Source organism: Enterobacter cloacae complex sp. P42RS (assembly GCF_014930595.1).
Classification (GTDB): Bacteria; Pseudomonadota; Gammaproteobacteria; order Enterobacterales; family Enterobacteriaceae; genus Enterobacter; species Enterobacter bugandensis.
Map to the genome: position 1 here is coordinate 1 of NZ_JADBRK010000002.1, position 17,975 is coordinate 17,975.

At 58.3% G+C, this 17,975-nt stretch carries 12 protein-coding genes; 7 read left to right on the forward strand and 5 right to left on the reverse strand.

The annotated features are described in order from the left end of the window. Window positions 1–95: 95 nt before the first annotated feature. Window positions 96–1,679, reverse strand: coding sequence for a phosphoethanolamine transferase (locus tag IM314_RS03385; RefSeq protein ID WP_047362740.1), 1,584 nt, complete (start codon window positions 1,677–1,679; stop codon window positions 96–98). A gap of 269 nt (window positions 1,680–1,948) precedes the next feature. Beyond that, complete coding sequence (gene mntS, locus IM314_RS03390; protein ID WP_014831181.1) at window positions 1,949–2,077, reverse strand: manganase accumulation protein MntS; 129 nt, start codon at window positions 2,075–2,077, stop codon at window positions 1,949–1,951. Window positions 2,078–2,260: 183 nt separating this feature from the next. Between mntS and mntR the strand changes: the two genes are divergently transcribed. The 7 genes from mntR to iroN all read left to right on the forward strand — a co-directional run bounded on the left by mntR (window position 2,261) and on the right by iroN (window position 11,791). Then, window positions 2,261–2,734 carry a manganese-binding transcriptional regulator MntR gene (gene mntR, locus IM314_RS03395; RefSeq protein WP_008501176.1) on the forward strand — a complete coding sequence of 158 codons (474 nt, stop codon included), beginning with the start codon at window positions 2,261–2,263 and terminating at the stop codon, window positions 2,732–2,734. Beyond that, the gene (locus IM314_RS03400; protein ID WP_193359200.1) at window positions 2,731–3,840 is read left to right on the forward strand and encodes an anion transporter; all 1,110 of its coding nucleotides are present in this window, start codon (window positions 2,731–2,733) and stop codon (window positions 3,838–3,840) included. The genes mntR and IM314_RS03400 overlap by 4 nt, the downstream gene beginning before the upstream one ends. 101 nt (window positions 3,841–3,941) lie before the next feature. Next, window positions 3,942–5,036 carry an HlyD family secretion protein gene (locus IM314_RS03405; protein WP_041910714.1) on the forward strand — a complete coding sequence of 365 codons (1,095 nt, stop codon included), beginning with the start codon at window positions 3,942–3,944 and terminating at the stop codon, window positions 5,034–5,036. Further along, complete coding sequence (locus IM314_RS03410; RefSeq protein ID WP_045630925.1) at window positions 5,033–6,604, forward strand: DHA2 family efflux MFS transporter permease subunit; 1,572 nt, start codon at window positions 5,033–5,035, stop codon at window positions 6,602–6,604. Before IM314_RS03405 ends, IM314_RS03410 begins: the two co-directional genes overlap by 4 nt. Further along, window positions 6,604–8,127, forward strand: coding sequence for an efflux transporter outer membrane subunit (locus IM314_RS03415; RefSeq protein ID WP_193359201.1), 1,524 nt, complete (start codon window positions 6,604–6,606; stop codon window positions 8,125–8,127). The genes IM314_RS03410 and IM314_RS03415 overlap by 1 nt, the downstream gene beginning before the upstream one ends. 102 nt (window positions 8,128–8,229) lie before the next feature. Next, window positions 8,230–9,270, forward strand: a complete 1,041-nt coding sequence (locus IM314_RS03420; protein ID WP_045630927.1) for an aldo/keto reductase — start codon at window positions 8,230–8,232, stop codon at window positions 9,268–9,270. A 346-nt stretch (window positions 9,271–9,616) separates the two neighbouring features. Beyond that, entirely contained in the window at window positions 9,617–11,791 is a 2,175-nt protein-coding gene (iroN, locus tag IM314_RS03425) for a siderophore salmochelin receptor IroN (RefSeq protein WP_120787296.1), read from the forward strand. A gap of 44 nt (window positions 11,792–11,835) precedes the next feature. Here iroN and IM314_RS03430 read toward each other — a convergent pair whose 3' ends face one another. The 3 genes from IM314_RS03430 to iroC all read right to left on the reverse strand — a co-directional run bounded on the left by IM314_RS03430 (window position 11,836) and on the right by iroC (window position 17,866). Beyond that, window positions 11,836–12,792: an alpha/beta hydrolase gene (locus tag IM314_RS03430; RefSeq protein WP_193359202.1), complete on the reverse strand. Its 957-nt coding sequence runs from the start codon at window positions 12,790–12,792 to the stop codon at window positions 11,836–11,838. An 83-nt stretch (window positions 12,793–12,875) separates the two neighbouring features. Beyond that, window positions 12,876–14,105: an esterase family protein gene (locus tag IM314_RS03435; protein ID WP_032102662.1), complete on the reverse strand. Its 1,230-nt coding sequence runs from the start codon at window positions 14,103–14,105 to the stop codon at window positions 12,876–12,878. Window positions 14,106–14,206: 101 nt separating this feature from the next. Then, window positions 14,207–17,866, reverse strand: a complete 3,660-nt coding sequence (gene iroC, locus IM314_RS03440) for a salmochelin/enterobactin export ABC transporter IroC (RefSeq protein WP_193359203.1) — start codon at window positions 17,864–17,866, stop codon at window positions 14,207–14,209. Window positions 17,867–17,975: the final 109 nt, after the last annotated feature.

Consider the following 17,975-nt stretch of genomic DNA (forward strand, 5'->3'; position numbering starts at 1 on the left):
CAGGTCAAACTCAGTGACAGTTTACCCGTCTGTTGACGGGTAACTGAAGTGACTTTAAACATACAAGGGCATCAGACCGCACGAGATCGCACAGCTTACTTACTCTTAATATCAAAAATATCGGTACCCAGATGGTTATAGTCAACTTTCTGTAATTTGAAGTTGGTAACGTACACTGGGGGCGCTTTCTTGTTGGAGATAAACGGGTAATCATTTTTTATCTCTTTGGCCTTAATCCCCGTCCACTGCGAGAAGAACTGCAGGAAATCATTCGCCGAGCGCCGCGCTTTGATAACGCGATGCGTTTTATCATCACTCGACAGCACCATAAACGGCACCTGGAAATTTTGCTGGAACTGGTCGTCGTGCGCCAGATACTGCACTTCTTTGCCACGCTCTTTAAACGCCAGCCCGTGATCAGAGAAATAGACCACAGAGAAGCTTTCGCCCGTATTGCGCAGCTGATCGTAAAGCTTGCTGAGCAGCTCGTCGGTTTGCGTCATGGTATAGAGATAGCAAGAGGTCTCTTTCGACTGCACAAACTCCGCGTATTTACCGCCAGTGCGATCGCAGGCCTGCGGATGCGATCCCATCAGGTGCAGAACAATCAGCTGCGGCTGGGTGCGCTGGGTAGCAAAGACCTGCGCCGTCATCTTCAGCAGCGCCTCGTCTTTGGTGTTTTTGTCGGCTTCAAAATCGCCGCTCTTCAGGAACTGCACTTCGTCAGCACGCTTAGCAATACTGGCGATGGCGGTGTCGTATTCGCCAATTTGCCCCTGATTGGAGAACCACCAGGTCTGAAAACCGGCGCGGTTGGCCAGCGTGACGAAATTATCCTGAAACTGAGGTTTGCCATCCACCACGCGGTTCAGCGTCAGGCCGAGCGATTTCTGCGTCGAGCCGCTGGCCGCCACATAATCGGTAAACAGGGTGCCGTTGACAGAGCTGGCAAACGGTGTGTTATTCCAGTGCCCGCCAAATGCGCCCAGCGCGTCGCGACGTGCGCTCTCGCCGATCACCACCACATAGGTATGGTATTTCGGCTTAACCGCCAGCACGTTCCAGGTGTCTTTCATATTGGAAAGTTCAGCCATGCGCGCCTGCTCGTCGAGAACCTCTTTATTGTTTACGACGACGTCTTTAACGAAACGGAACACCGGATAGCCCGTATCTTTCAGCTTGAACACGCCGCCCCAGGCCAGGTTTTGCACCGGCGCAACGAAAAACGTCCCCACGCTAAACGCCAGGCACAGAGACTCCATTTTTCCCCATGATCTCTTCGCGTCTGCTTTGCGACGAACCGCGATGACGCCAAGCGCAAAGATAAAGAGGCCGACGACGTAGCTGTACCAGGGGAAGATCGTCAGGATCTCCGTCGACTCTTCCATATTGGTGGAGTGCAGCGCCAGCAGGGTGTTGAAGTTTGGCGCGCCGTAGGCCTGGCCAAACGGGAAATACATCGCAGCAATCAGCGAACAGACCCCTACCAACGCTTTCTGCACGCGCGGGGCCGCTCGCCACAGCACATGCAGGATGCAGGTGAAAGCCACTGCATAAAGCAGGCTGAAGGGATAGCCGAGCGCAAAGTTAATCAGCAGCGACTGCAAAAAGTAAAATCCCGTCCACGGGCTTAAGGCCCGGCTGCGGGTAACGATGGTATCTATCAGGGTTACATTCATAGGTCACTATCACAAAAACGCCATGTGCTCACCCTGGCGCCAAGGGTCAAAGCCTGCCGGACAGTGCGTGGAAAGGGAATGAGAGGTCCGCTTCAGCGAGCCGCAAATTGTGCAGGGCTGCAAGAAGATAGTGCGAGCGTGAATTAAGGTCAACAGTTGCTAAACAGATGTTTTGCGAAGGGGGCTGCAAATCCGCAAAAATTATCGGGAATTGGTCAGTTTACAGCGGAAGTGTGACAGAAAAATGAAGCGGCGTACCGCAACGCCGCTTAGTGGGAAGGTTTGTCGTCCTGATGCGGTTTGTTGTTAAACATATCGCACAGCATGTTCAACAGCATTAAGCGCACTTTAAAAGGAGAGTGGGTAAACACGGTCATGCACCTCTTGAATTCGTTCATGAGACCTCCTGATGTTTGATCCCTTCGATCCGTGAAGGGTGACTGCATTACATACAGATATAGCACAGGCTATATTGTATAGCTATGGCTATTTCGTTAATTTTTTGTGCTTGTGGAGGGATGGTTTACAATGTGCGCTCTCGATACCGGGCGCTGGAAGCGTCACCCCAATGAGGAAGTACAATGAACCGTCGCGCAGGTAAGCCAACCATTAAAAAAACGACGCAACTGGTGAATGTTGAAGAACATGTCGAAGGTTTTCGCCAGGTCCGTGAAGCGCACCGGCGTGAACTGATTGATGATTATGTTGAACTGATTTCCGATCTGATCCGCGAGGTTGGGGAAGCGCGTCAGGTCGATATGGCCGCCAGGCTCGGGGTTTCGCAGCCGACGGTCGCTAAAATGTTAAAACGTCTGGCCTCGGTAGGCCTGATCGAAATGATCCCCTGGCGCGGCGTGTTTCTGACGCCGGAAGGGGAGAAGCTTGCGCAGGAGAGCCGCGAGCGCCATCAGCTCGTCGAGAACTTTTTGCTGGTGCTGGGCGTCAGCCCGGAAATTGCCCGTCGGGATGCGGAAGGAATGGAGCACCACGTTAGCGAAGAGACGCTGGTGAAGTTTCGCGAATTTACCCTTAAATATGGTCCCTCCGCTGAATGAAAATCCCTGGACTGCAGGCCCTGTCACGCGATCGTTTCTTCCATCTCTTATTAATCATTGGCGCCGGGTTAAGCCTGTTTGTGCCGTTTGCGCCACAGGCCTGGTCTGCGGCGATTGACTGGCGCACCATCATCACCCTGAGCGGGTTAATGATGCTGACCAAAGGGGTCGAGCTGAGCGGCTATTTTGACGTCCTGGGGCGCAAAATGGTGCGCCGTTTTGCCACCGAGCGCAGGCTGGCCCTGTTTATGGTATTCTCCGCCGCGGTGCTGTCGACGTTTCTGACCAACGATGTGGCGCTGTTTATCATCGTACCCCTCACGCTCACCCTGCGTAAGCTTTGCGAGATCCCGGTCAGCAGACTGATCATCTTTGAAGCGCTCGCCGTTAACGCCGGTTCTCTGTTGACGCCCATCGGCAACCCGCAAAATATTCTTCTCTGGGGACGTTCCGGTCTGTCATTCGCCGCCTTTACCTGGCAGATGGCGCCTCTGGCGCTGGTGATGATGTTGTCGCTGCTGGCGGTCTGCTGGTTCGCGTTTCCGGATAAAAAGCTGCAATACCATAGCGGGACCACGGGCCCGCAGTGGCAGCCGCGGCTGGTCTGGAGCTGCCTCGGGCTGTATATCGTCTTTCTGTTCGCCCTGGAGCTGAGGTATGAGCTGGCGGGCGTCCTGCTCGTCGCCGCGGGCTTTGTCGTGCTGGCGCGGCGCGTGCTGGTGAGCGTGGACTGGACGCTGCTGCTGGTCTTTATGGCGATGTTCATCGACGTGCATCTGCTTATTCAGCTTCCCGTGCTGCAAAACGTTCTGCACAGCGTCAGCACGCTGTCGCAGCCGGGGCTGTGGCTGACGGCGATTGGCCTGTCGCAGTTTATCAGCAACGTGCCTGCCACCATTCTGCTGCTTAACTACGTTCCGCCGGACACGCTACTGGCCTGGGCGGTGAACATCGGTGGGTTTGGGCTGCTGCCCGGCTCCCTGGCAAACCTGATCGCCCTGCGCATGGCCAACGACCGTCGCATCTGGTGGCGCTTCCACCTCTGGTCGATCCCGATGCTGTTCTGGGCTGCGGCGATCGGTTTCGGACTATTCCTTCTCATATAGTGCGCAATTTGTCAGTTTTTCCTGGCAAATGTATAGCAACGTCCTAGCTTTAGTGAACGGCATAGTGTGATGCCGCTCACTGACAGGACCGTTGCTGAATTATGGCAGAAGAACAAAATCCACCTGCTGACGAGCAGGATAAAAACAATAACGAGCGTAAACGCCCGGGCAAAAAACCGTTAATTATCCTTGGCATCGTGGTCATCGTGATGGTGATCGTGGCGCTGGTCTGGTGGTTTTTAACCCGCAACGAAGAGACCACCGACGACGCCTTTACCGACGGCGACGTGGTGACCATTGCCCCCAAAACGGCGGGCTACGTTACCGAGCTTCGCGTGCGGGATAACCAGCGCGTGAAGAAAGGGGACGTGCTGGTGGTGATCGATCCTCGCGATACCACCGCCCAGCGCGATCAGGCTCAGGCTCAGCTTGGGCTGGCTATCGCGCAGCTGCATCAGGCCCAGGCGCAGCTGGCGCTCTCAAAAGTGCAGTATCCCGCCCAGCGTGACGAAGCCAAAGCGCAGGTGCTGAAAGCGCAAGCCGATCTGGCGAACGCGCAGGCGGAGTACCGGCGCCAGCGCGGCGTCGACCCGCGCGCGACCACCCAGCAAAGTATTGATTCTGCGAACGCTCAGCTGCGCAGCGCCCAGGCTGGCCTTGCCAGCGCACAGGCGCAGCTGGAAGTGGCGGAGCAGGTACAGCTGCAAATCCGCCAGCAGGAGACCAACGTCGAAGCCCGCGAGCGTCAGGTCGAACAGGCGAAAGCACAGCTGGAAACGGCCAATCTGAACCTCTCTTACACCGAAGTCCGCGCCCCGTTCGACGGGTTTGTCACCAAACGCAACGTGCAGCCCGGCACGCTGGTGCAGGCGGGAACGGCGCTGTTCTCACTGGTTTCGCCGAACGTGTGGGTGGTGGCGAACTTTAAGGAGTCCCAGCTTGAGCGCATGAAGCCCGGCGATAAAGTTAGCGTCTCGGTGGATGCCTGGCCGGATATGGAGCTTGAAGGCCATATCGACAGCATCCAGCAGGGCAGCGGCTCGCGCTTCTCCGCCTTCCCGTCGGAAAACGCCACCGGTAACTTCGTGAAGATTGTTCAGCGCGTACCGGTAAAAATCGTCATTGATAAAGGTCTGGATCCGAACAAGCCGCTGCCGCTGGGGCTGTCGGTTGAACCGAAGGTCACCGTGGAATGACGGATCATAGCCACGATAACTGGAAGCCCGCCAGTAACCCGTGGGCGGTGGCGATTGTCGTCACCCTGGCGGTGTTCATGGAAATTCTGGACACCACCATCGTCAACGTCGCGCTGCCGCACGTGGCGGGGTCGCTCTCGGCCAGCTACGACGAATCCACCTGGGTACTGACAAGCTACCTGGTGGCGAACGGCATCGTGCTGCCCATCTCGGCGTTCCTGAGCCGGCTGTTTGGCCGCAAGCAGTTCTTCCTCATTTGCATCGTGATGTTCACCATCTGCTCGTTCCTGTGCGGCATCGCCACCGAGCTGTGGCAAATCATCCTGTTCCGCGTGATGCAGGGCTTCTTTGGCGGCGGGCTACAGCCCACCCAGCAGTCGGTGCTGCTTGACTACTTCAAGCCGGAGGACAGGGGCAAAGCGTTTGGGCTTTCCTCCATTGCGATTATCGTCGCGCCGGTGCTCGGCCCGACGCTGGGGGGCTGGATCACCGACAACTACTCCTGGCGCTGGGTGTTCTTTATCAACATCCCGGTAGGGATTGTGACGGTGCTGGCGATCTACCAGCTGCTGGAAGATCCGCCGTGGGAGAGCAAATCAAAAGAGAAGCTGACCATCGACTGGACGGGGATCGGCCTGATCGCCCTCGGTCTGGGTTGTTTGCAGGTGATGCTCGACCGGGGCGAGGATGACGACTGGTTCTACTCGAACTTTATCCGCACCTTCGCGGTGCTGACGCTGGTCGGCATTATCGGCGCAATCTACTGGCTGATGTATGCCAAAAAGCCGGTGGTGGATCTGCACTGCATGAAGGACCGCAACTTCGCGATCTCCAGCCTGCTGATGGCGGGGATGGCGATGATCCTCTACGGCAGCTCGGTGGTGATCCCGCAGCTGGCGCAGCAGGATCTGGGCTATACCGCCACCTGGTCCGGGCTGGTGCTTTCGCCCGGCGCGGTGCTGATCGTGCTGACCATCCCGCTGGTGCTGAAGCTGATGCCGGTGGTGCAGACGCGCTGGATCATCGCCTTTGGCTTTACCTGCCTGGCGGTGTCGTTCTTCTGGTCGCGCACGCTGACGCCGGATATTGACTTCGAAACCCTGGTGCTGTTCCGAAGCGCCCAGTCGATTGGTCTGGGGTTCCTGTTTGTGCCGCTCACCACCATCGCCTTCATCTCGATACCGAGACGGCTCAACGCCGATGCGGCGGCGCTGTTTACCATGTTCCGCAACGTGGCGGGATCCATCGGGATTTCGCTCTCGACGGCGGCCATCACCGAGCGCGCGCAGGCGCACAGCGCGCACCTTGCCTACCACGCCTCGCCGTTTAACGAGCAGTTCCAGCTGGCGATTCGCGAAAGCGCCCTGGCGATCCAGAACTTCACCACCCAGGTGGGCGATCCGACCGGGATTGCCACCGGGCGGATGTACCAGACGATGATCGAGCAGTCCCGCTTTTTGGCCTACATCGACGTCTTCACTATCCTGAGCGCGGTGGCCTTGTTACTGATTCCGTTTTGTTTGTTGCTCTCGCCGGTTAAGAGCGAGGGGAGTGCAGGAGCACACTGATGATACACAGACGTTTACACCCCCTGATGATAATGATGCTGCTGGTGGGCTGCGCCGTCGGGCCGGACTACCAGCAGCCTGCGCCACCCGCCGTTACGCACTGGAACGATAAGGGCGACAGCGCGGTAAAATCGCAAACCACCTCCGCCGCGACCAATCCGCGCTGGTGGAAAACCTTCGGCTCGCCGCAGCTCGACAGTCTGGTTGAACGCGCCATCGCCGGAAACCTGACGCTGCAGCAAACGGTACTGCGCATTGCCGGGGCGCGTGAACAGATTAATCAGGCGGGCGGCGCGTTTTATCCATCGGTCAACGGCAATCTGCAGGCGACGCGCCAGCAGCTCGGGCTGGAAGGGGAGCTAAAATCCCACGGCGTGTACGACCAGCTGGATAATGTCGACCCTGAACTCAGAGGCGCGCTGGGGCCGCTGACGCAGCCGATTAACCTTTATCAGGGCAGCTTCGACGCCCAGTGGGAAATCGATCTCTGGGGCAAGGTGCGCCGTCAGGTGGAAGCCGCCGAGGCGCAGCAGAAGGCCGCCATCGAACAGCGTAACGATGCGCTGGTGTCGCTGGAAGCGGAAGTGGCGCGCGCGTGGCTTCAGTTGCGCGGGGCACAGAGCATTATCGCTACCCTGAACACCCAGATTAAAAGCGCGCAGCAGACGCTGGACCTGACCGAAAGCCGCCAGCGCGGCGGGCTTTCGCCGCAGATGGACGTGGAAAACGCCCGGGCGCAGCTGGGCAATCTTGAAGCCCAGCTGCCGCAGTATCAGGCCCAGGAACGCCAGGCGATGAACGGGCTGGCTATTCTGCTCGGCAAGCCGCCGGGGGCGCTGGATAGCGAGCTGCAATCCGCACAGCCAATGCCCGCGCTGCCGGATATCGTGCAGACTGGTATACCGTCCACGCTGGCGCGCCGCCGTCCGGACGTGCGCGAAGCGGAGGCCAACCTTCATGCCGCCACGGCGCAGATTGGCGTCTCGGTGGCCGAACTGTTCCCGAGCTTTACCCTCTCCGGACAGTTTGGCCTGCGCAACAGCGAATCCGGCTGGCTGACCGACTGGAGCAGCCACTTCTACAGCTTCGGCCCGCAGGTCTCCATCCCCATCTTCCAGGGCGGTCGGCTGGTCTCCAGCGTCAAGGTGGCGCGCGCGCAGCAGGGGGCGGCGGTGCTGGACTATCGTCAAACGGTGCTGACCGCGCTCGGCGATGTCGAAAACGCGCTGGTGAGCTATCGCACCGACCAGCAGCGTGAGGCGGGCCTGGCGAAAACCATCGACGCCCTGCAAAACGCCTTTGATTTAGCCAGCGACAGCTACCGCCAGGGGATCGCCAGCTTTATCGACGTGCTGGACGCCCAGCGGCAGCTGGCGCAGGCTGAGCAGCAGCGCGCGCAGGCGCAGGTACAAAGCGCTCTCGATCTGGTGGCGCTCTACAAGGCGCTCGGCGGCGGCTGGGAGCCGTATCAGCAGGTGCAGCTGCCGGACTACAGCGTCTTTGGCGACGCCCCGCGCGGATAAATTCAGAGGATTGGGCAAGAAACGGACAGGAACGCCACATTCGCGATGGCTGAGGGGCGGGTATAACTATCGGGTACCCAATCGACATGCGAGGAATAATTTATGCGTTATCAAAAACTGGGCAACACCGGACTGTTTGTTTCTGAACTGTGCCTCGGCACCATGACCTTCGGCGGTGAAGACGGCATGTGGGGCAAGATTGGTCAGCTTAAGCAAAACGAAGCCGAGCAGCTGGTGGGCCGCGCGCTGGACGCGGGCATCAACTTCATTGATACCGCCGACGTCTATTCGGAAGGGCGCTCGGAGGCGATCCTCGGGCAGGCGCTGAAAAACCTCAACGTCCCGCGCGAAAATGTGGTGGTTGCCACCAAGGTGTTCGGCGAAACGGGCACCGCCGGTGTGAACTCGCGCGGCAGCTCGCGCTATCACATCATCAGCAGCGTGAAGGAGAGCCTGCGCCGCCTGCAGCTCGATCATATCGATCTCTATCAGCTTCACGGTTTCGATCCGGCCACGCCGATTGAGGAGACGCTGTATGCGCTGGATAACCTGGTGCAGCACGGCCACGTGCGCTACATCGGCGTCTCGAACTGGGCGGCGTGGCAGATAGCCAAAGCGCTCGGGATTTCCGAGCGTCTGGGGCTGGCGCGTTTTGCGTCATTGCAGGCGTACTACACCATCGCCGGGCGCGATCTTGAGCGCGAGCTGGTGCCGATGATGCAGAGCGAAGGCGTCGGGCTGATGGTCTGGAGCCCGCTGGCGGGCGGCCTGCTGAGCGGAAAATATGGTCGCGACGGGCAGAGCGAAGCCGGTAGCCGCCGTCTGGCGTTCGACTTCCCGCCGGTGGACAAAGATCGCGCCTTTGACTGCGTGGACGTGATGCGCGTGATTGCCGAAAGTAAGGGCGTCTCCGTCGCACAAATCGCGCTGGCGTGGCTGCTGCATCAGAAAGCGGTGACCAGCGTCATCATTGGCGCGAAACGCGTTGAACAGCTGGACGACAACATTGCCGCCACCGGGATCCGTCTCAGCGAAGACGAGCTTCAGCAGCTTGATGCGGTGAGCGCGCTGCCGCGGGAATATCCTGGCTGGATGCTGGAGCGGCAGGGGGAGTATCGCCGCAATCAGCTCGCGCAGCAGTAACCTTTCTTGCCCCGGTGGCGCTTGCGCTTACCGGGGCTGCGTTCCCTTGTAATGACATATTAACGTTATGTCACTACACGAAATACCAATGGGCTGTTCTCTTCTTCCGCTGTTTCAGTATGCCAGCTTTACGAACGCACAGGGTGGTACCCGGGAAGAATCACTCCGGGCCAATGCGTGCGTTTCATTAATGCGCGCATCCGTGTATTAAGGATTGCCTTAATCCTCTCCAAATGATATTAATTATCATTCTTATTATAAAAATAATGGCAGTTTAAAATATCTGGCAAGGATGTGAGCTTAACGATCGATCACTTTTACGTTAGGCATGTATTAGGGAATGGGTATGAGAATTATCAAGATCTTCTGGCCGCTCACTGCGCTCCTGGCAGGGTTGAACAGTCAGGTATCACTGGCAAAATCCTCCGATGATAACGACGAGACCCTGGTGGTGGAAGCCACCGCTGAGCAGGTACTCAAACAGCAGCCGGGCGTGTCGATTATTACCAGCGAAGATATTAAAAAGAACCCTCCGGTCAACGATCTCTCCGATATTATTCGCAAAATGCCCGGTGTCAATCTGACCGGCAACAGCGCCTCGGGTACACGTGGTAATAACCGCCAGATCGACATTCGCGGCATGGGGCCGGAGAACACCTTAATTTTAATTGATGGTGTGCCGGTGACGTCGCGCAACGCCGTGCGTTATAGCTGGCGTGGAGAGCGTGATACCCGCGGCGACACCAACTGGGTGCCACCGGAACAGGTTGAGCGTATTGAAGTGATCCGCGGCCCTGCGGCGGCACGCTACGGTTCGGGCGCAGCGGGCGGGGTGGTGAACATCATTACCAAACGCCCTACCAACGACTGGCACGGTTCGCTGTCGTTATACACCAACCAGCCGGAAAGCAGCGACGAAGGCGCTACGCGTCGCGCCAACTTCAGCCTTAGCGGGCCGCTGGCTGGCGATGCGCTGACCATGCGCCTGTACGGAAACCTGAATAAAACCGATGCCGACAGCTGGGATATTAACTCCTCGGCCGGTACGAAAAACGCGGCCGGGCATGAAGGGGTGCGCAACAAAGATATTAACGGCGTTGTCTCGTGGAAATTAAATCCGCAGCAAATTATCGATTTCGAAGCCGGATATAGCCGTCAGGGGAATATCTATGCGGGCGATACGCAAAATAGTTCTTCCAGTGCCGTCACTGAAAGCCTGGCGAAATCCGGCGAGGAGACGAACCGCCTTTACCGGCAGAATTATGGCGTTACGCACAATGGTATCTGGGACTGGGGTCAAAGCCATTTTGGTGTCTATTATGAGAAAACCAATAACACCCGCATGAATGAAGGATTATCCGGTGGCGGTGAAGGGCGTATTTCGGCGGATGAAAAGTTCACGACCAATCGCCTGAGCTCCTGGCGAACCAGCGGCGAGCTTAATATTCCGCTGAATGCGCTGGTCGATCAAACGCTGACCGTGGGTGCGGAGTGGAGCCGCGATGAGCTCGACGATCCTTCCTCTACCAGCCTGACCGTGGATGACAGTGATATCGGCGGCATTTCTGGCTCGGCTGCGGATCGCAGCAGTAAAAACCATTCCCAAATCAGTGCGCTGTATATTGAAGATAATATTGAGCCGGTTCCCGGCACGAATATCATTCCCGGCCTGCGCTTTGATTATCTCAACGAGTCCGGCGGTAACTTCAGCCCCAGCCTGAACCTCTCGCAGGAATTGGGCGATTACTTCAAAGTCAAAGCGGGGATTGCCCGAACCTTTAAAGCACCAAACCTGTATCAATCCAGCGAAGGTTATCTGCTCTACTCGAAAGGCAACGGTTGTCCAAAAGATATTACATCGGGCGGCTGCTACCTGATCGGTAATAAAGATCTCGATCCGGAAATTAGCATCAATAAAGAAATTGGGCTGGAGTTCGCCTGGGAAGATTACCATGCCAGCGTGACCTACTTCCGCAATGACTACCAGAATAAGATCGTGGCCGGCGATAATGTTATCGGGCAAACCGCTTCCGGCGCATATATTCTCCAGTGGCAGAACGGCGGGAAAGCGCTGGTGGACGGTATCGAAGCCAGCATGGCGTTCCCGCTGGTGAAAGATCGTCTGAACTGGAATACCAATGCCACCTGGATGATCACCTCGGAGCAAAAAGACACCGGTAACCCGCTGTCGATCATCCCGAAATACACCATTAATAACTCGCTTGACTGGACCATCACCCAGGCGTTCTCTGCCAGCGTCAACTGGACGTTATACGGCAGACAAAAACCGCGTACTCATTCGGAAACTCGTAGTGAAGATACTGGCGGTCTGTCAGGTAAAGAGCTGGGCGCTTATTCGCTGGTGGGGACGAACTTCAATTACGATATTAATAAAAATCTGCGTCTTAACGTTGGTGTCAGCAATATCTTAGATAAACAGATTTACCGATCTTCCGAAGGGGCGAATACCTATAACGAGCCTGGCCGGGCTTATTATGCCGGTGTTACCGCGTCATTTTGATCGTAGTGTTACAGGTGTACTGCCCGCGTCAAGGCGGGCAGTGTTTAGCGGCTTAATGAATGACAGCCTGCTGTGTTACCTGCGTTTTCACCACTGATATCTAACAGCGCTCCGCGGAAGGAGGCGTTGAACATCGGCCCGTGTCCCAGGTTTGGGAAATCCCAAAAGTCGGCATTGACGCCTTTATCTTCCAGCGTGGCGAGGGTGGCATGAATTTTCGTCAGCACTCCGGCAGCATGCGTTTCCCGGTTATCGCCCGGCGTCGCCGAACCTTCCATTATCATCAGGCGCCTGGCGCAGTATTGCGACGGCTCAACCGCCGTGATGCGGCTCAGTAGCGCATCATGGCCTCTGCCCAACGACGGGCTGGCGCTGTAATACGTCCGGAAATAAGGGGAAGACAGCCATGCATCCAGCACGAACAGGCCGCCGTAGGAGTGCCCCCACAGGCCGCGACGCTGCCGATCGATATTCAATCCCTGTTCCACCTTTGGCGCTATACGCGTTTCCAGTAACTGGCGAAAGTCGTTGCTACCCCCACTCTTACGGCTAAAACGCCCGTTGCGGGTATCCGTTTTGCCGCTTTCTGCTGCTGGCGTATAGTCGTAGGCCCTGCCGTTGAGATCGAAGGGGAGGTTGGTCTGATACCCGACAGCCACAATCACCGGCGGTGATTTTTCTGCCAGCTGTTTGAGCAGGTCGTCGTTCAGGCGGTCCATAACTGCGTTGCCGTCGAGCATATATAAAATCGGGTAGCCCGACGCCGGTGCGGCTTTATTTGGCACGGCCGTCCATACCCGATAATGGCGGCTGCCATCGGCGGAGTCGAACGAGTTGACGCTGAAATGGTAAAACGCAGAGCCTTTATCGGCGATATTCGGCCCCAGTGGCTGCATATCCGGCTTTGCGAAAGCGTGCGCATTCCAGATAAGGGTGAGACCAGAAAGAAGAGTGACAAGCGCCTTGCGTGAGCGTGTTGGGCGATACTCGCGGGCATACATCTGATGTTTATTCCTTTTCCGCAGGTGACATTTTCTTTATTCAGGAAGCCTGTACAGTTGCCTGAAAGTGTTCGCGGGTCAAGTCAACCCTGGAGTAAACCAAGCCCGTCAATCAGTGCGCCGCGCCACCATGCGTAATCGTGACCCCCGGTATACATTGCGCAATGGCTGTCGACGCCAGCGGTAAGCAACTGCTGATGCAGCCGCTGAACGTGGGGTACCGTCGAACCTTCCAGCGATCCCACGCACAGGCGGATGCGCACGCCCTGCGGCGGGGCAGAAAGCAGATGTTCGCTCACCCATGACGAATCGGTTTCGCTGAACACGTTTGGCCGGCTGGCACCCTCTGGCGTCCACCACATCGAAGGGGAGTGGCTGAGCGCCAGCCCGAACGTTTCCGGTGCGTAACGAGCGGCCATGAGCGCGCTGACCCCGCCGAGGCTCTGTCCGGCCAGCACGGTGCGCGAACGGTCTGCCCACCGCCGCTGCGGGTGTTCGGCGCGGATCGTCGGCAACAACTGGCCGGCGATATCCTTTATCAGCTCGCTGCGCCCGCCGAGTATCGCAGTTCGCTCGTGTTCATCGATATTATCGATGCCAAGTACAGCCACAGGCACGATGCGTCCGTTGTTTATGGCGGCGTCAATTGCCGCGCATACGCCAAGGTGATCGAACCAGGTTTCACCATCGGGCAGTACCACCAGGCCGAGGGGCTGCGAAACATCAACGTCCGGCAGATAGAGCCGAACCCGGCGCGATTCCCCGGCGAGAGTGCGCGCCGAGGTAAGCAATTGCCCGCTGGGTGACCCGCCGCGCCATTCGGACTGGGCGGGGGCTTTATCAAGCGCCAGCACCGACTCCTGTGTGCTTCCCCGAACGTTGATCCCCGGCGTTTTGTTTAGCGGATCGGCGTGCCCGACGAGGGTAGCAAAGCGGCCTCCGGACTGTGCAATCGTCTCGGCCGGGGTGCCGGGGGGGATTTCCACCAGCGAATAGGAGCCGCAGTAGCTTGCGGGTAAACGCAGTGTCAGAGTCCAGATATCCGTCGCGGGAAGGGCGGTCATCATCCCTTTCGCCACGTGCTCTTTATCCGTCACCCGATTCAGACGCAGGTAAACGCCCTGTAGAGGGTGCCTGGCGCGCCACAGAAATGTCACATCACGCTCGTCTTTCGCTCCGTCGACTGGCGTCACCAGCGGTACATTTAGCGACTCAGCGTCTCGCCAGAAGTCAGAAAGGTTAGCAATGTGGCCTGCTGCCAGCTGGCTGCGCAGCCTGGCGATAGCAGAGGGATGTTGTTGCATGTTCAGCATTCACTCTCTTTGAATATGAAGGGTGTCAGTATAAATAGCTAAAGCGGCTATTCCGGGAACAGCCGCTTTAGCGCGTGTTTTGTAATGTCTTACGTGCGCAATTACTCTTCCACGATTTCCCCCGTGATGTCGTGCTGGCGATGGGGAACAGAGCTGCCGACGCTGTCATGCCACAAGCGGGTGTAGAGGCCGCCGGCCGCTAACAGCTGTTCGTGGGTGCCGTATTCCGCAAGCTGCCCCTTATCGATAACGGCAATCAGATCGCAGCGCTGCGCGGTGGTCAGACGGTGCGCCACAATCAGCGCCAGGTGCTTCCCGGCGTGCGCGACGTCTGTTAACGATGACATCAATCGCTCTTCGGATGTGCGATCCAGGCGTGACGTGGCTTCATCGAGCAGCAGGATGTGAGCATTCGCCAGTTGTGCGCGGGCCAGCGCAATCAGCTGGCGCTGACCTGCGGACAGATCGGCACCGCCGTTATTCACCGGTGTGCGGAATCCCTGCGGCAGATTGCGCACCGTCTCATACAGCCCTGCCTGTTGAGAGGCAATCTCAACGTCGTCATTGGTACTGGATGGCCGTGAATAACGAATGTTTTCCGCGATATCACCACTAAACAACGCCACATCCTGATCGACCAGCCCAATCTGGCGACGGTAATCGGCAAGCGAGGCATCATCAATTATCCGATCGCCAATGCTGATCCTGCCGTGGGTGGGGGAATACAATCCGGCGATCAGCTTAATCAGCGTTGACTTACCCGCACCGCTGCGACCAACGACCGCGACGACCCTTCCCTCAGGGATTGTCAGGGTAAGTTTGTTCAGCGCGGGTTGAGGACTGTCGGGATAACTGAACGTGACCTCATCAAGATGCAGCGCGCCGGTGGCGGGCGGTGCGGAAGAGGGCTCGATGTTCTCTGTGCCTTCGGTCGCCAGCAGTTCATTGATATGTTTGCCGCTGGCCGTCGCCTGCTGCCAGGCGTCGACAATTCCTGATAACTGCTGCACTGGCCCATAGAATTGCCCCAGCAGCAGGAAGAAAGCCGCCAGCACCCCGGCGGTCATTTCGCCTTCGGCGACTCGCGATGCACCCACCAGAAGAACGGCGGCATAGGAGGCCTCGGTGCAGAAGGTTAGGAACGGGAAATAGACGGCAAGGTATTTTTGCGCACGTACGCGGGTCGCACGGAACCGATCCGATAACGCGCGCAGCCGGGCGGCTTCCTGTTCCTGCTGGCCATGCGATTGCACAACGCGCAAGCCGGAGACTTTCTCCTGCAGGGTGCTGTTGACTTTGCCTATTTCCAGCCGCGCCTGCGCATAAGCAGGGGAGCTGAGGCGGCGATAAATCCAGGTTGCCAGTGCGACCACTGGCACCGCGCTTAATGCCGTCAGCGCCAGGAGCGGGTCGAGCCAGAACATGGCGGCGGCGATGGCGAACATTGTCACCAGGCTGGTGGCTGCACCGGCAAGGCCGTTTTGCAGAAAGCGGGCGAGAGAGTCCACATCTACGGTCATGCGGGTCAGACGCGAATCGACATGCTTTTCATGCCATGGGAGACCAAGACGCAGCATATGGCCGAAGCTGCGCAAGCGCACCGTATGCTGGACTGACTCTGCCGCTCTGGCGGCGAAGACAGTCTGTAGTGAATAACAGCACCAGCTCACGGCCACCAGGCACAGGGCGAATAGGGCACAGAGGCCGATAGTCGACATATCGCCTGTGGCAACGCCGGAGTCAATGCCGCGCTGCAGCAGTATAAGTACCCCGACGCCTGCCGCCGAATCGAGGGCGATCAGCAGGGCGGCGATGACGAACATCCACGCCACGGGCTTCAGCAGCGACGTGACTTTGCGGCCTTTACCGGCCAGCGCCTGCTGTACTGCATTTTCCGGCACGCGCGTCATACGGGCGACAAAGCATTTATCCCCCGTCTGCGCCGCATCGTCTTGTGGCGCTGGTACGGCCGGCCACAATCCGTTAGGCCCACTGTGGGAAGGCGCGAGGAAATCGCCGTCGCCGGTCATCAGCGCGCGGAACGCCGGACAGCGCGCTTCAAGTTCTGCCTGGGTTCCGGTGTCCACCACCCGGCCCTTATCCAGCACCACAATCCGGCTGGCTAACTGAAGCGTCGAACGGCGTCGGGCAATCACCAGCAGCATATGCTTTTCGTCAGCATAGCGACTCAGCGCGGTGTTGATCTCCGCTTCAGTACCGGCATCGACCGCCGAGGTGGTGTCATCGAGGATCAACACTTCCGGCGCGGTAATGAGCGCCCGTGCCAGCGCGATTCGCTGCCTCTGTCCGCCGGAAAGATTCGTACCGCGTTCGGTTAATTGGGTATCGAAACCTTTCGGCAGGGCGTTGATAAAATCGCTGGCTCCTGCTGCCCTCGCCGCGAGGCGAATGTCGTCCGCCGTTGCCTGAGGGTGCCCGTAGGCGATATTTTCCGCCACCGTACCGGCAAACAGAAAAGCATCCTCAAACACAACGCCTACCCGACGACGAAGCGCCTCCAGCCTGAGATCGCGGAGGTTCTGTCGGCCTGCGCTGGTGTTGAGCCATATCTCTCCGGCGCTGGGATCGTAAAAACGCGCCAGCAGCATCAGCAGCGTGGATTTCCCGGAACCCGATGCGCCCACTACCGCCACCGTTTCACCGGCGTGCAGGGAAAAGGAGACATCGCTGAGGATGCGTCTGCCGCCACGGTACTCGAAGCTCATATTCTCCAGTTGCAGCCCGATAACCTGACCGTTAACCGTCTCCGTCCCGTCTTCCATCTGCGAACGGGTGTCGATCAGAGCAAACACGCGCTCCACGGACGCCTGGGTGCGCTGGGCGATAACCAGAAACGATGCCAGTACACGGGTTGGCCCGGTCAGCATCGCGAGGAAGCTGGCAAACGCCACGAAGGTGCCGAGATCGATGCGCCCGTGCATAACCGACCAGCCGCCGTAGCACAGCAGGACGATTTGCCCGAGCACCGGGAGCGCCAGCATGGTGGCACCTGGCATCGCCTGCGAGATGGCCGCGCCGATGCGTACCCGCACCATCTGCCGCGACTGGCGATCCAGCCAGCGCGTTTCACGCAGCTCCGCCACGCAGGATTTTACCACTGAGATCTGCGCCAGCACCTCGCGCATATGTTCGGTGAGATTTGCCAGTCGGTCCGAGGCCAGCCCGGTTTGCGCAAAGACCCGGCGACGCGCGCGCAGCGCAGTGATAGCCAGGCATGCCAGTACGCACACGACGATGAGCGTCATGGCGGGTGACATCCACAGCATCACGGCAATGCCGGCAATGTAATAAGTGAACACCGCCAGCGGCACCGGGCACATCTGTAGCAGGGTATGCACCTGCTGCAGATCGCTGTTGGTCCGTGAAATCACCTGCCCGGTGCGCAGTGCGTCCTGGCCTGCGCCGTCAAGTTTTTGAATACTGTCGAATGCCCGTCCTCGCAGGGTGTGCTGCACCCAGAGCGAGAGCTCCCCGGCATAACCGCGGCGCACGTAGTTACCGATGAAATCAAAAAAGGCAATCAGCAATAGCCCGCAGGCCAGCCACGGCAGACGAGTCGGATTGCCTGCCAGCGCGTCGTTCACCGCTTGCCTTGTCAGCAACGGCGTCAGCGCGGCCAGCAGAATGGTCGAGACCGACGCTACCACTACGATGATGCTAAGTTTCTTACGTTCCCAGCACACGCGTGCCAGGCGAACTATCCAGGACCGCGCAGGAGTGGGAGAGTGAGTCGCAGGCATTAAGCCTCCTCCGTCTGTAAACAATAGGATCCAAGTCGGATCGCTGTGCAAAAAAAAAGCGCCAGCCCGATCCGGTCCCGCATTGTTACGGGCGTATCTCCTGGATGCG

What these genes read in the sequence shown, in the direction of transcription:
- IM314_RS03385 (WP_047362740.1), bottom strand. Translation starts at nt 1,679, where the DNA reads ATGAATGTAACCCTGATAGATACCATCGTTACCCGCAGCCGGGCCTTA.
- mntS (WP_014831181.1), bottom strand. Translation starts at nt 2,077, where the DNA reads ATGAACGAATTCAAGAGGTGCATGACCGTGTTTACCCACTCTCCTTTT.
- mntR (WP_008501176.1), top strand. Translation starts at nt 2,261, where the DNA reads ATGAACCGTCGCGCAGGTAAGCCAACCATTAAAAAAACGACGCAACTG.
- IM314_RS03400 (WP_193359200.1), top strand. Translation starts at nt 2,731, where the DNA reads ATGAAAATCCCTGGACTGCAGGCCCTGTCACGCGATCGTTTCTTCCAT.
- IM314_RS03405 (WP_041910714.1), top strand. Translation starts at nt 3,942, where the DNA reads ATGGCAGAAGAACAAAATCCACCTGCTGACGAGCAGGATAAAAACAAT.
- IM314_RS03410 (WP_045630925.1), top strand. Translation starts at nt 5,033, where the DNA reads ATGACGGATCATAGCCACGATAACTGGAAGCCCGCCAGTAACCCGTGG.
- IM314_RS03415 (WP_193359201.1), top strand. Translation starts at nt 6,604, where the DNA reads ATGATACACAGACGTTTACACCCCCTGATGATAATGATGCTGCTGGTG.
- IM314_RS03420 (WP_045630927.1), top strand. Translation starts at nt 8,230, where the DNA reads ATGCGTTATCAAAAACTGGGCAACACCGGACTGTTTGTTTCTGAACTG.
- iroN (WP_120787296.1), top strand. Translation starts at nt 9,617, where the DNA reads ATGAGAATTATCAAGATCTTCTGGCCGCTCACTGCGCTCCTGGCAGGG.
- IM314_RS03430 (WP_193359202.1), bottom strand. Translation starts at nt 12,792, where the DNA reads ATGTATGCCCGCGAGTATCGCCCAACACGCTCACGCAAGGCGCTTGTC.
- IM314_RS03435 (WP_032102662.1), bottom strand. Translation starts at nt 14,105, where the DNA reads ATGCTGAACATGCAACAACATCCCTCTGCTATCGCCAGGCTGCGCAGC.
- iroC (WP_193359203.1), bottom strand. Translation starts at nt 17,866, where the DNA reads ATGCCTGCGACTCACTCTCCCACTCCTGCGCGGTCCTGGATAGTTCGC.